The 13817-nt window shown below is 34.9% G+C and carries 14 protein-coding genes; 11 read left to right on the top strand and 3 right to left on the bottom strand.

All coding sequences use genetic code 11. The annotated features are described in order from the left end of the window. Positions 1 to 331 precede the first annotated feature (331 nt). Together ACIQXU_RS19070 and ACIQXU_RS19075 are read left to right on the top strand one after the other, a co-directional pair. Positions 332 to 1228 carry a peptidylprolyl isomerase gene (locus ACIQXU_RS19070; RefSeq protein WP_402991672.1) on the top strand — a complete coding sequence of 299 codons (897 nt, stop codon included), beginning with the start codon at positions 332 to 334 and terminating at the stop codon, positions 1226 to 1228. Positions 1229 to 1368: 140 nt separating this feature from the next. Next, on the top strand, positions 1369 to 1611 hold the full coding sequence (locus ACIQXU_RS19075; protein WP_402991675.1) for an HU family DNA-binding protein: 243 nt from the start codon (positions 1369 to 1371) through the stop codon (positions 1609 to 1611). 159 nt (positions 1612 to 1770) lie between these two features. On the opposite strand, the gene ACIQXU_RS19080 is transcribed toward ACIQXU_RS19075, so the two are convergent. Beyond that, the gene (locus ACIQXU_RS19080; protein ID WP_402991678.1) at positions 1771 to 2502 is read right to left on the bottom strand and encodes a hypothetical protein; all 732 of its coding nucleotides are present in this window, start codon (positions 2500 to 2502) and stop codon (positions 1771 to 1773) included. 189 nt (positions 2503 to 2691) lie between these two features. Here ACIQXU_RS19080 and ACIQXU_RS19085 point away from each other — a divergent pair, with 189 nt between their 5' ends. Together ACIQXU_RS19085 and ACIQXU_RS19090 are read left to right on the top strand one after the other, a co-directional pair. Continuing rightward, on the top strand, positions 2692 to 3576 hold the full coding sequence (locus ACIQXU_RS19085) for a hypothetical protein (protein ID WP_402991681.1): 885 nt from the start codon (positions 2692 to 2694) through the stop codon (positions 3574 to 3576). Positions 3577 to 3845: 269 nt separating this feature from the next. Further along, complete coding sequence (locus ACIQXU_RS19090) at positions 3846 to 5876, top strand: HelD family protein (RefSeq protein WP_402991683.1); 2031 nt, start codon at positions 3846 to 3848, stop codon at positions 5874 to 5876. On the opposite strand, the gene ACIQXU_RS19095 is transcribed toward ACIQXU_RS19090, so the two are convergent. Then, positions 5871 to 6590 carry a MerR family transcriptional regulator gene (locus ACIQXU_RS19095; protein ID WP_402872873.1) on the bottom strand — a complete coding sequence of 240 codons (720 nt, stop codon included), beginning with the start codon at positions 6588 to 6590 and terminating at the stop codon, positions 5871 to 5873. The genes ACIQXU_RS19090 and ACIQXU_RS19095 overlap by 6 nt on opposite strands. 282 nt (positions 6591 to 6872) lie before the next feature. On the opposite strand from ACIQXU_RS19095, the gene ACIQXU_RS19100 reads away from it, so the two are divergent. From ACIQXU_RS19100 to ACIQXU_RS19125, 6 genes are all read left to right on the top strand, one after another. Next, on the top strand, positions 6873 to 8105 hold the full coding sequence (locus ACIQXU_RS19100; protein ID WP_402991686.1) for a Zn-dependent hydrolase: 1233 nt from the start codon (positions 6873 to 6875) through the stop codon (positions 8103 to 8105). Between the two features lie 263 nt (positions 8106 to 8368). Next, entirely contained in the window at positions 8369 to 8695 is a 327-nt protein-coding gene (locus ACIQXU_RS19105) for a DUF4176 domain-containing protein (RefSeq protein WP_402991689.1), read from the top strand. After that, positions 8682 to 9320: a hypothetical protein gene (locus tag ACIQXU_RS19110; protein WP_402959542.1), complete on the top strand. Its 639-nt coding sequence runs from the start codon at positions 8682 to 8684 to the stop codon at positions 9318 to 9320. The genes ACIQXU_RS19105 and ACIQXU_RS19110 overlap by 14 nt, the downstream gene beginning before the upstream one ends. A 21-nt stretch (positions 9321 to 9341) precedes the next feature. Continuing rightward, complete coding sequence (locus tag ACIQXU_RS19115) at positions 9342 to 10748, top strand: alpha/beta fold hydrolase (protein ID WP_402959545.1); 1407 nt, start codon at positions 9342 to 9344, stop codon at positions 10746 to 10748. Positions 10749 to 10869: 121 nt separating this feature from the next. Next, positions 10870 to 11928 carry a hypothetical protein gene (locus ACIQXU_RS19120; RefSeq protein ID WP_402991692.1) on the top strand — a complete coding sequence of 353 codons (1059 nt, stop codon included), beginning with the start codon at positions 10870 to 10872 and terminating at the stop codon, positions 11926 to 11928. Positions 11929 to 12188: 260 nt separating this feature from the next. Continuing rightward, on the top strand, positions 12189 to 12380 hold the full coding sequence (locus tag ACIQXU_RS19125; protein WP_402872894.1) for a hypothetical protein: 192 nt from the start codon (positions 12189 to 12191) through the stop codon (positions 12378 to 12380). Between the two features lie 63 nt (positions 12381 to 12443). Here the strand turns inward: ACIQXU_RS19125 and ACIQXU_RS19130 are convergent, their stop codons facing one another. After that, entirely contained in the window at positions 12444 to 13154 is a 711-nt protein-coding gene (locus ACIQXU_RS19130) for a class I SAM-dependent methyltransferase (RefSeq protein WP_402991695.1), read from the bottom strand. 156 nt (positions 13155 to 13310) lie between these two features. Here ACIQXU_RS19130 and ACIQXU_RS19135 point away from each other — a divergent pair, with 156 nt between their 5' ends. Continuing rightward, positions 13311 to 13577: a hypothetical protein gene (locus ACIQXU_RS19135; protein ID WP_402872900.1), complete on the top strand. Its 267-nt coding sequence runs from the start codon at positions 13311 to 13313 to the stop codon at positions 13575 to 13577. Positions 13578 to 13817: the final 240 nt, after the last annotated feature.

Genomic DNA, 13817 nt, shown 5'->3' on the forward strand with positions numbered 1-13817 from the left:
TGGCTGTTTACTTATTTTGATTGGGACACTTCTCTATCAAACTTAATTATAGATTTTCGCATTTATGAGATTCATAGGAAAAAACCAATAGAATGGATGGGACAGTTGGAGAACTGTCCCGTCTCATTTAAGAAAGTTTAGAATTGAGAAACCAAATTGGCATTTATTTGCTGCTTGAACTTTGCCCTATATAGTTACGTTTTTACAATACCCAGTAAAATATCGGAGGCATTTTAAAGCTTATTAAGCTTTTTATTTGATGGGTAAACTCAAGTCTGATCAGTCAGCGACAATGACTTTGGAAAGTTATCAAAAGTAGGAGTGAAGATAATTGAGGAATAAAATCACAATTTTATCTATTTTATCATTGTTATGTTTACTTGGTGCCTGTTCGTCTTTAACCTCTGTCAATGATAACGATATACTTATTAAAACGAAAAGTGGAAATATCTCCAAAGATGATTTATATAAGGAAGTGGTAAATACCGAACGGGGAAAGGAATTGGTTCAGGAATTGGTTTATATGCAAATATTGAAAGGTAAATATGAGGTATCTGATAATGAAGTGAATCATCGATTAACAGAGATTAAAGAACAAGTCGGTGATAAAGATGAATTTACAATATTTCTACAAAAACAAGGATTTAATAATGAAAATGAACTAAAGGATTATATCGAACAATCACTTTATTTCTTAAAAGCAACAACAGAAGGGTTAAAAGTCTCGGATAAACAAATAAAAGATTACTATGAACAAAATAAAGATCAATATACAAAGGTGAGAACTAGCCATATTCTCGTGAAAAATGAGTCAGATGCTAAAATAGTAGATGAAGAACTCAAAAAAGGAAATGACTTTACTGAATTAGCAAAAAAACAATCGACAGACAAGGTGTCTGCATCACAAGGCGGAGATTTGGGTTATCTTTCCGGTCGAAGCCAGGAATTGGATCCGACTTTTCTTGCTGCGGCTATGAAGTTAAAAAAAGGTGAAGTGAGTGAGCCAGTCAAGACACTATTTGGTTATCACATAATTAAGGTAACAGATAGAAAGGAGAAACCATTAAGTGAAGTGGAAGACCAAATTAAACAAACACTTATGGAAAAAGACGCAAAACCGGTACAAGAGGTATTAAACAATTTGAATAAAGAAATTGAGATAAAAGAAGATGTATTTAAAGATGTATTTAAGAATGTAGAATCAAAAGAACCAAATATGTCCCATTAAGGTTAAAATGTTCAACTATAATTTTTCACTTCAGTTTACATAATGCATGTTATTGTACTATTCCATAACTGACGGGCGTATAGTTGTTATGAAATGGTTGTATTTTTTGTTATAAGTGTCTAATAAGAGGATTGTTACAATTGAACAAAACTGATCTAGTAAATACTGTAGCGACACCAGCAGAACCAACAATAGATGATGCTAAAAAGATGGTAGAAGAATACTTGAACAGATTTCTACTACCTGCGAAAGAGGAGAAAGTCCAGTTAGTTGGATTGGTACATTTGAAGTGCGTAACCGTGCAGCATGAATGGGGAGGAATCCGCAAACAGGAAAAAAACTACAAAGTGCGGATTCTAAAGTCCCAGCATTTAAGCAGATAAAGAATTAAAGGAAAGCTCTTAAATAAATTTATACTTGTTTAAAATCGTCTTGGGACTCATGTATCAAGGGGATTTTTTTTCATGTTATTTTAGGTACTTATAGGACAGCCCCCTGAAATTTTGAACAGGACCCATATTAGCATTCCATAGATAGATTAATTAAAACGTTTTTCGCCATTCGTCATCTTCTAATGCCACTCCATCAGTGCTGACGTAATTCACGATGAGTTCACCTCGAACAAGAGCGCGGTCGGTTTTAATGGATTGAATAATACTGTTAAAATCATTTTCATCTGAATCTTGTTTTTTACGGTGAATTGTAAGAAGGATAGATGGTGCAACATCATACTCTTTATAACTTTTTGGATGATTCGGGTCAATGTCTAATTCTCTTCCAATCTCCCTATCAAAAAGGACAACTAATTCACTAGAATCCCCTATTTTAGCCTGGATTTCTTCATAATTGTTACTATCAGTAATTTCTTTCATTTCGACTGATGACTTTACATCCCCAATTTTTTCTTCGAAATAGGGCTTTATTTCTTTTTCTGAATCATCTCTCCATTTATTAGAAATAAAGGAATCCTCCATTTTTCCAGTATGCACGTTAGAATACACAAGAAATTCTGTACCATACTTTTCCTCTCTAACTTTAGCGGCGTATTCAAACTCATCAAAGTTACCCATGTTATCGTATAACACGTCGTATACATACGTTTTTTCTTTAAAATTTTCCACTAGATATTGTTCCGCTTGCACCCGGACTTTCTTTTCTTCATCAGGATCACCCTTCATACCTTGTGTGAAGGAATACATCAGGATGACTACTCCTGCTAATATAAATAGAAAAATTACAAGTAAAATCAATAAAATCTTTTTTGTGTTACTCACGATATGCCCCCCTATTATCCATTCTCTTATTTCCATTATATTCTAATGTTTGAGATATACAAAAAGATATCCAAATTTACTGATTTATCTCTTGGAAAAATACTATTTCCTTGTTGCTGAGAATCTCTACATTAGAGCAGTCTTTTGATACAATAGTTTAATCAGTTGTACATAAAGGAGTGTTAAGTCTTGGAAGCCTTCCAAAGGGATTTGAATCATAATCGTGACGAATATAGAAGGATTAAATGGGGAAAACATCGTGAACGGGTAACAGAATTATTTGATACCGTTTTTTCCAAACAAGCTTTTGTAGATAAAATAGGGATTATTGGAGCGGGCAATTGTGATGATCTGGATTTAAATCATCTATCAACAAAATGTAATTCGATTTATTTATTCGATATAGATAAAGAAAGCATGGTAAATGGAATCAAGAACTTTTCAGAAAGTACTCGCAATAAAATTCAGTTAGTTGCAATGGATGTGACCGGATTGGATAAAATAAATTTCGAACAAACACTGACTTCCATGTTGGAGCATGGTGAAAAGACTGAAGACATCATTCAATACGTATTGAATATGAAGGATAAGTTATCAGAAATCGTTCATAATGAATTCAATGATTATATTGGCCAATTTGACATATTCGCAACATCGGCCATTTATACTCAATTATTTTATAATTGGGCGTTAGATACTCTTGAAAAGAATAAACACCACTATGAACAATTTGATTTAGTAAGAATGAAAGATGGATTTTTGGATGTAAGAGATCAGATTGTGCTTAATTTGCAGGATGTAGCCTTCAAGTGTTGTACTGGAAATGGGTTCTACATAACCTGGTCCGATATCTTGAAGATGGAACCAGAATACATTGAGACTACCAATCAAGGAATTAACGCCATTTTTTCATTAGCTTCCAATGTCGGGTACGGGGCCGCATTAATTGCCATCCAGCATTATATGAGTAAAGTGGATCGGCAAGATTTTTCCTTGCGCCATTGGTTATGGGATTTCGATGAAAATAAGCAATATTTATCAATCGGGCTATTGGGAAAAGTGAAACAAGTTTAAGGAACATCAGAGGACAATAAGGATATTAGCACAGACCTGCATCAAAAAAATCAAAATCCTACTTTCATATAAAGAGATCCTTTCTACTAGAAATCGAATAGAAGGGATCTCTTTATTTTTGAAAAACCTTACTAGTTATCTGCCACATCCAAAATAGGAAATATATTATTTGTAAGATTTTTCATAAACTTTTTAAACCCTCCATATACACACCAGCGAAGTTTGAATCGTTAAACTAGTGATTACTGGTAAAAAGGAGGACGATGATGATGGACTCACGAGAATTAACATATTTCGAACATACTATAGAAAAGCTAAAGGAAGCTTATGAACAAGTTTCAAAAGATATTACAAAACAAGACCACTCCTATAAAGAGTTACAAAAATATATGATTGATTACAAAAGTGAAATCGATAAATTTGAGATATATGATTATAGCCAAACGTTAAATATGATTGACCGACGGGGTTTTGCTCAAGTTACCGAACGAGAGCAACGAGAGCAACTAGAGAAACTAATCGATTCCCCATACTTTGGTCGATTTAATTTTGTTTATGAAGGCGATGAACCAGATGAAGTGGAATCATTTTATATAGGCCGTTTTGGATTTAGTGATGAAGCCAGTAATAATCTCATCTATGATTGGCGTGCTCCAGTTTGTAATATGTACTATGAATTTGAAATAGGAAAAGCTTATTATGAGGCAAAAGAAAATCATTTTGACGGTGAAATTGTTTCGAAAAGGCAATTCAAAATCGAAAATTCCAAAATTGAGTATATGGTTAAAAGCTCATTAACAATTCAAGATGCTGTGTTACAAAAGACTTTAAGTGAGCATGCGAATGATAAAATGAAAACGATCGTGACCTCAATTCAACGGGAACAAAATAAAATTGTCCGTAATGATTCTGCCTATAATGTCATCATACAAGGTGTCGCGGGATCGGGGAAAACGGCAGTTGCTCTGCATCGTATTGCGTACCTTTTATACAAATTTCGAGATACCCTACAAGCAAATCGAATTTTTATACTATCCCCTAACAAAGTTTTCGGTGATTATATATCTTCAGTCCTTCCGGAACTTGGCGAGCAGCCAATCCGTTCCTTTACTATAGATGAGTTAACGGAACAGTTACTTCCTAACCACTTAACTTACGTATCGTTTGAACAAGAGGTAAAAGATATTTTAGCAGATCCCAAAAGTGACTATGCAATAAGAGCTTCGATCAAATCAACTTATGCTTTTGTAGAACAGTTAAATGCTTTTTTACAAAGATTGAACTCAACCTTATTTAAAAATGGTACCCTTTCGGTTGCTGATTATGAATTCACAACAGAATATTTGCAGAATCGTTTCAGCAAATATGCAAAAGAACCCGTACTTATTCGCTTAGAGATGATAGCTGATGATGTAATGAATGTTCTCAAGACGAAGCGCCAAGGTGAACTAAAACTACCCAGTAAAAACGAAATCGTAAAACGATTAAAAAAACGGCTACTTATTAACTCCGCAATCGATATTTATAAAGCATTTATGTCGGAATTCAGTGAAGAAACATTCTATTTCAAAAAGCGGCACTTTGAATTTACCGATGTATATCCCTATCTTTATTGTCAGCTTTACTTTGAGGGTATAAAGACATTTGATATGATACAGCATTTTGTCCTAGACGAGATGCAAGATTATACACCCATTCAATATGCACTACTCGAAAAAGTATTTGAGTGTAAACGTACGATTATTGGTGATTTTAGTCAGGCACTTCTACCATACGAAACAATTTCAAAAGAAGGTTTTGAGCAAATTTTTTCAAACCTAGAATATGTTGAACTAACGACTAGTTACAGGTCATCTTATGAAATCGCAATGTATGCGAAAAAATTCATGCGGAATTCGACAATTCATCCAATCGCTCGTCACGGAGAGGAACCAAAAGAAATCCCCTATAAAACATTGAATGAAATGATTTTGAGATTGCTTGGATCTATTAAAAATGATTTCAAATCTACAGCCATCATTTGTAAAACGGAATCAGAACTTGTTTTGTTAAAAGAACATGTAAACCATTTGCCGATTCACCTAGTAGATGCTCATACAGAAAAATTTGAAAAGGGGATTATTTTAACAACAATCCAATATGCAAATGGACTTGAATTTGACTCGGTAATAGTGCCATTCGTAAATGGCACGAATTATCGGAATGAATTCGATCGTGGGTTACTCTATATTTCAACGACAAGAGCAATGCATGAACTAACCATTTTAAAAGACGAAGTAAATCCGTCTCCTTTATTATAAGTCCTCTAATAATGCGATGATTGACTTTACGTCTTTCATCGCATTTTTTAAATTTATCTCAAGTTCATCTGTAACATGTAAAAATTCATCAGCAAACTTTGGTGAATTTAAAAGGGATTGAATATCCCGTGCGGTTTGCACTTCTTCAATACCTTCTATTAAATGATGTATGGCTGCAATGGAAAAATGAGCAGTACGAAGCGTACGAATAATTAATAGTTTCTGAATATCACGCTCTGAATATTGACGTCGGTTTTGGGAATTTCGTTTTACCGTAAATAAGCCATTTCTTTCCCAATTCCTAAGGGTCTCTTCCGTTAATTGCAGATTATTTGCTACTTCTCTATGAGTGTATGTCTCAGTATGAACTACTACCTTCGTTAAAATCTTTTCAACTATTTGGACAGCACGACAAGTATAAGAATACTCCGCTTCTAAAAATTGCAGATATTTATTTGCTTCTATTAATGCCTCGCTAAACAGCTCACTACCACTTAATCGGACAATTCGGGTAGCTTGTTTGCGCAGGTTATTTTGAATGAATTCTTGTCGAAAAGCATAGCGAGCGATTTGCATTTGAATTAGATGGATGTTTGAATATCTCCTGTATGTATTTGCTTCTCTGGGAACTGAAGAAATAAACCCCCAATCCTCATAAAGCCTTACAGTGTTAGGGTGAACTTTCACTTTTTTTGCTACTTCATTTGTTCGCATTAAATCACTCCTTCCTTTAGCTTTTCCATTATAGTTAACTTTTAAAAATACAACAACATTTCATATCCCTTAGTAAAAAACAATTGTTGGTAGTGTTTTTTGTTGTTTTAGATAGTAGTAATTGAAAATAGATAAAAGGTATAAAAAACGGTCCAAAGAATTAACTTTTTGTCTAATGAATGTAACAGTCTATGCAAGTATAATAAAAAGAATAATCCGAAAATTAAGTTTTATAGAAAGTCATCATGTTTTTTAGTAAGTATTCGAAGGGAGTAGTGCTCTATGAAAAAGCAAAAACTACTGATAAATGGTAAGAGGTTAAGTGACTCACTTGAAAAATTTGCAGATTTCGGACGTACTGAAAATAATGGAGTCACCCGCCTTTCGTTGACTGAAGAAGACCGTTTAGTCAGAGATTACTTTTGCTCTTGTTGTGAAGAATTAGGAATGTCGATTAAAGTTGATGATATGGGTAATATTTACGCTACATTAGAAGGTTTGGAGAATAAACCGCCAATCGTCATGGGTTCACATATGGATACCGTGAAAAAAGGTGGGCGCTTTGATGGAATCCTAGGGGTGGCTGCTGGGTTGGAAGTGGTTCGTACCTTAGTAGATAATGATATCAAACCAAATGTTCCAATCACGATCGTCAATTTTACAAATGAAGAAGGAGCAAGATTCGAGCCTTCGATGATGGCCTCCGGGGTCCTTTCGGGGAAATTTGAAAAAACTACGATGATACAAAAAACCGATAGTGATGGAATTACTTTCGAAGATGCCCTGAACTCGATTGGGTATGCAGGAGATATTGAGTCCCGCCTAAAAGAGGCCACAGCCTTTTTAGAATTACATATTGAGCAAGGACCTATCCTTGAAAGAGAAGCTTTGAAGATTGGTGTAGTGGAATGTGTTCTTGGAATGGTCTGCTACGAAATAGAAGTGACTGGCGAATCAGACCATGCTGGAACCACTCCTATGAATATGAGAAAAGATGCCTTCTTTACGACAAATAGTCTTGTCACAGAAGCCATTCAAAAGTTAAATCTTCTTGATGAAGATTTAGTTTTTACCATAGGGCGGGTAAATGTGCATCCTAATATTCATACAGTCATTCCGAATAAAGTAGTTTTTACATTAGAAGCGAGACATAAGGATCAACAGGTTATTGAGCGTGTAGAAGAAATTATAAAAGGGCTAATACAGTCAGGCTCAAATGATGGGTGTGAAGTCATTGCCACAAAGCTATGGGGACGCGACACGGTTTGGTTTGATGAGTCACTTTGCGATTTATTAGAGCAATCTACTAATTCATTGGGGTATTCCTACAAAAGAATGGTAAGTGGAGCTGGGCATGATGCACAATTCATCGCAAGCTATATCCCTACCGCGATGGTTTTCGTTCCAAGTGTCAACGGAAAAAGCCACTGCGAAAACGAGCTGACATCTTGGGAAGATTGTGAAAAAGGTGTGAATGTCATCTTAGAAACAGTCCTTGCGATACAAGCTAAATAGGCAGATTGAAAAAACACTACTAATATATTACGTGGTTTCCTAAAAGGGCAGATTTCATATGAAATCATGCCTTTTTTTATTGCAACTTACCATGTTGGTGAAATGTATTTCTAAAGATAATGGAGCCTTCCGGATTTAGCTAAATGGAGGGTCGGAAATCTAGAATAGAATAGGAAAAAAATGGTTTTAAAATAGAGAGGATGGGTAATTAAAAAAAACAAATATATTTAGGGTGTTCAATGGCAAGAGGATGCGAAGGAGAGATGGAATTGTTCTTTTCTAAGGAGTTTTTACCAATAGGGAGTGTAGTTGGAGTCCAAGGTGATTCAAGGCGTTTGTTAATCATCGGTCGTCTGGTGTTTTCTGAAAATCATAATGTGGTTAAAGATTATACAGCTATTGAATATCCAAATGGTTATATCCATTCGAAAGAAAAATTCATTCTTTTTAACAAGGATGATATAGACGTTTTGTATCATTATGGGTATGTGGATGAAATGGAAGTAAAAGTTGATCAATTACTTAAAGAGGCGGAAACAAAGGGAGGCGATTCGAAAATTGAAGGAGGCCAAATAAGTGGGGGTATTTAAATTTAATAAAGACTTGCCTGATATGGTTTCTGGAAGCGTCCGAAAATTAGAAGATACGATATTAGCCGTTTATAAACCCATCGTTTTTTTTAGTAAGGAACTTGAGAATCATAGCGGTGAAGCTGTTACAGCGCTTAAGACAAAATTGAGTAATCATATCGAATTTTTTAACAAAGCTAGCGTTGGTTTACTGTATTTTGCTGATACTGTTATGAACTTTGTATCAATGATTTTGAGTACGGATGAATCAGGTTCAGTAGAGACTGTACCTCAGAACAACCGTGCAGTGCAGCAATACGAGTTTTCTTATGAAAATATGAGTAACGAAATTAAACTAAATGCCTACACATTAAAAACAGCAAAAAAAGAATTTTCTTCTAACTTAGATAGCTTAAACGAGTTGTTAAAAGACTTTGAAAAATTATTGAATGATGTACTTTTTCATACGGAGTTTCCTTGGGGGGATGTTGCCGATGTGTGGGAGGAAGGAAAGGTGCAAATTACTTTCCTTTTATCCACGTTTTTAAAAAGTGTCGAAGAACTTAGCACTGACGCGGATGGAATTATTAAAGAGCTTGAACGAGTAGATAATCTCATTGCTCATAACCTAGGGAAGTGTGAATAACCAGGAAAGGATAAAGAACCTATGTATAAAGAGCCAGAAGTAACGAGTTTGATCAATTTACACACTAGCCGCGCAAATGCTACGGTATTATTAGCAAATTCCAAACTTGTAAGAAATGCATATGCAAAGATTTGGGGTTTTATTGATTCAGGCAGTATAACGGAATTGGCTGGTACTATGATTATGTTTGACTTCTCTGATTTGAAAGCTGAAGTGGACCAATACATAAGTGATTTAGACGAGTTAAGGTTGAAGTCGGAGAACAAAAAACTTCAGTTAAAAGGCGATCAGATTGAAGAAGAACTATTAAAACTTACGAATATTATCTCTCAATGTCAGGAAATTTCACTTTATTATAATATGCTCAAAAGTGAAATATCTGAAATTGAATTAGATTTCGAAAATGCTGTCCGCTATTATCGTTCGCCGATGCGACAGGGATTAAATGATATTTCAATCATTTATAATTCCATGAAAAATATTAAAGGACCTATGGGGGACTTTGAAGAAGTATCAGTTTATATTCATGGAATCGAATCAAACGGGAACGAGTTTTTGGAAAGTGCTAAAAAGGCTTCTGTTGAGGGTGACGTAATCGTTCATGTGAAACGTAACGGAAAGAAAGAATATTATGTTGTGAAAATGAATGAATATGGCGAAAAGGAAGTGCTTGCACTAGACGATTTTCAATCCTTACAAAAGGAAGATGCCTTTAAATATCCTGAAGGACGTATTCATTTAGTTTATGATACAGAACAGTCAAATGAACATAGACAGGAAACCAGTGATGATTTAACTAGATTGCTCTCAGAAATGGGGCTTATAAACAAAACCACAAAACTTAATTTGTTTGGTCATAGTTATGGAGGCAGAAGGTCTATGCAATTTGCAATGGATTATCCAGACTATGTACAGAGCATTACTACTATCGGCACACCTTATGACAAAAACAAACTAGCTAAAACGGGAAACAGTTTACCTTATGTTGCTGAAAAAATAGGGCAAGACCCACGGCAATTTACAGATTTTTTGGATTTCAATCCAGAAAATAAAAGGGAGGATAATGGAATTCTCCATAGCAATGTCTATACCGATCTATCTAAGGAAGAAATGAAAGAGGACTTACAAAATCTCAAATCTGCAAATCCTGAAGTATATACTAAACTTGAAAAGATGAATATAATAGCTTCTGCCGGTTATCGAATGGAAACGGTATATTATGAGGGTGGGTCTATGGAAGTTAAAAAAGATAGCGACGATGTAGTCTCATTGGAAAGTCAAAATGCAAACAATCTTGAATCATTGATTGATGAAAGACCGCAATATGAGGTAGAGGGTGTTAGCACAATAAAGAATCCAGGTCATGGTAATGAAATTAAAGATGAAGAATTCATTGAACTCATAAGACAAGTTAATACAGACAAATAATTAGGAGCTAAAATCTATGAAAAAGTGTTTCTTTAACGGAATCGTACTTTTAATCATTATTTTTCTCATTGGATGTGGACCGGATCTTTCAACAACAAAAAAACAAGAGGAAGTGAAGGACTTGCTTTATATAAAGGGATTCCCTGAAACGGATAATGAGTCACTTTCTCGATTTATGATCAATTTTTTCGCTCCGAATTATGGTAATCCTCTTTTTATGGAAGACGGCGTTAGCGTAAATGCCATAAGAAAAGGGTCTGAAGAGTTCTCCCCCATTCAATACTTTTCGTATGGTAAGGTATTCCGTGACTTTTACAAGCCCTTGTTAGGTTTAGAGGATGTTTCATCAACATTGAACTCATTACAAAATAAAAATATAAAGCAGGAGGTTTTTCTACCAGTAAAACCACTGCATGAATATAATCTCCCTTTAGTTGAATTGGAAAAAAAGAATAGATTACGAATTAAGACCATGGAAGGTGAGAAAACACTCAATTTGCCTGGCATTTTAAATCGATATAGTTTGACGGAGACCGATCGGCTCAGTTTTAATATAAGGGGATTAAGTAAGGAATCAATGGCAATTGAAATACAACAATTAAATAAAAAAGAAAGTGGGTCAATTTTTCTTTTCGTAAAAAGTGATTTTTCAACGGTAACCGCCAGTAAACTGGTACCAGATGAACTTCAAAACGTCGTTGATTCTGAAGAATTGAAAAACTTTGAAGATTTATTCGTTAAGACTGATCCATCAGGGGAATTCTTTAACATCCTGCATTCCGAAACGATATGGAATAAAAAGGAACATACTGTTTTTAGGATTCATGAAAAAGATGTTCTTCTTAGTGATGATGGGAAGTTTGTCTATTTAAATGGAACGAAAGAAAGCTTTAAAGATGGGATACAAAGGATACAGACTATAGAAAATTATAAAAAAGGAAATGAGAAATACGAAAAAGTATTTAAAATAGATTTTATGGATATAGCAAAAGAGCTTAATCTAAAAGCGGATAGTGTCAACTTTGCCCATATTAATTTTTTTTACGATGACTTAATCGTATTAAGTGTTGATTACGAAGCAAAAGTAGTTGGAACAGCAGGTTTTACGAATGTATTAATTGATCTTAACGAGGATAGCGATAATTCTAAGGCTTATCTGGTGGATTTGGGGGTCCAATAACACCTTAAAGTTGATATATCAATACCCATGTCAAACTTCGATAAGGTAAACTATATAGGCAATTATTTGGCTAACCGACATCGGTTGGCCTTTTATTAGTTGCGATGAAATCCTGTAAATCATAAGGACACCAAGATGCCTTTTTTAGTAGACTTTGCCTGTTTCATTTTTTCTCAATATTCCGTATACTTATATTATTAGGAGTTACAGAGAGAACGTAATGTATCTCAAAATGAAGGTGCATGAGCGGGGGGATTAACATGAAATTTTCCATGATATTGGTCTTTATCATCATGATTGCTGCCTTATTTGGTACCATGGCTTTGGGTGGAAAAAGCGATGAAAATTATTCAGGCGCTGTTAGAGGCAATTTAACCAGGCTAACTTGGATATATGCCGTCCTAGGGATTGTCTTAGCTCTAGGAGTGGGGATTTATATAGTCACTGTATAAAACTAAGGGAGCGTTTCTTCTAACCGAGAAACGCTCCTCTTAGTTTAAGTTGGTATATCCATGCTATTTGTTCATCCTAAATACACGGTAGCCTAAACTATTTCCATAAGTGAGGGTTAGACGATAATGTTCTTCCAGTATTCGGCTGTAGGCTTCATTAGAAGGCAGAGGCTTGACATGTTCCGCTTGAGCATTCTCTAATTCTTCTATAACCGTATTGGATTTTAGAATTTCCAGGTGTGAAAATCCTTCTTTTTCAAAAGCACTTATCCATTCAGATTGTGTCAAGAGGGTTTTAAGCTGATAAAAATTCATGATTTCCTCTTTATGTTCACCAGGCAAAATACATTCCGCTGTCATATCTATAGAGATTAACGTGCCTCCAGGTTTAAGGACACGGTAGTATTCCCGAATGGATTTTTGAATGGTAGTGAATGATGTAGATGATTCAGCTATGATAAAATCAAAAAAATATTTGGGGAAGGGCATTTTTTCAATGGAGCCCATAAATACATTCACCGGTAATTGAACTTGTTGTAATCTTTTCGTTGTCTTATTTACCATTTCCGGATGATTATCCATTGCATAAACCTGACAACCATAAGTTTCGGCTAGATATTGTGAAGTCTGGCCAAGTCCACATCCAGCCTCGAGGATCTTATCATTTTTATGAATGTCTTCATTTTTTAGAATACTTTTGGTTAGTTCAAAACCGCCTGGATGAGCCCCTTCCAATTCATAAAAGACCAAGGCATCTTGGTAAGAGTGTTTCATTCCTGTTGTCTCCTTTTTCCATGTAATTGATTCATAGTATGTCACGGAAGTTAAAGTGGATATGATAATTGCTTTTCATAGTGGGTGTTTATCTATGCAAGCTAGTCCCCTTCTGCATACCATGTAGAATCGAATATAAGGGAAGTGTTTATTAAAGTGGGATATAACAATCAAAACTATTTTCATAAGTGCAGCCAAGGAATTGGGAGACCGGTAGAAATCCGTACAAATAGAGGAACAATCCATAGGGGCATTATTCATAGGGTAACACCCAACAAAGTCTATATTCGCCCATTTAATAATGGAGGTAACCTTGGTGGATTTGGCTATGGTGGATATTATGGGGGATTCGGTTGGGGAGCGGCTTCTGGGTTCGCTTTTGGAGCAATCACCTCATTAATCTTCCTTGCATTCCTTTGGTAATAGAAAAAGATTCTTTAAAAACCTGTAAGGCAATGGCCACAGGTTTTTTTCTATCTTTGTATTCCAAAGCGGAAAGGTACAATTAAATATTAAGGTACTAACAATAAGTATAATCACTCTAAACAATAGAATCCCCTTAATAAAAATTGTAAATGATCTATTATTAGGGGGATCATTTCATTCGAGAAGATTTTCTTTTATAACAGCTTCACATAAAACTACAGCCATTTCGCTAGATTA

Source organism: Peribacillus sp. NPDC097284 (genome assembly GCF_044761765.1).
In the GTDB taxonomy this organism is placed as follows: Bacteria; Bacillota; Bacilli; order Bacillales; family DSM-1321; genus Peribacillus.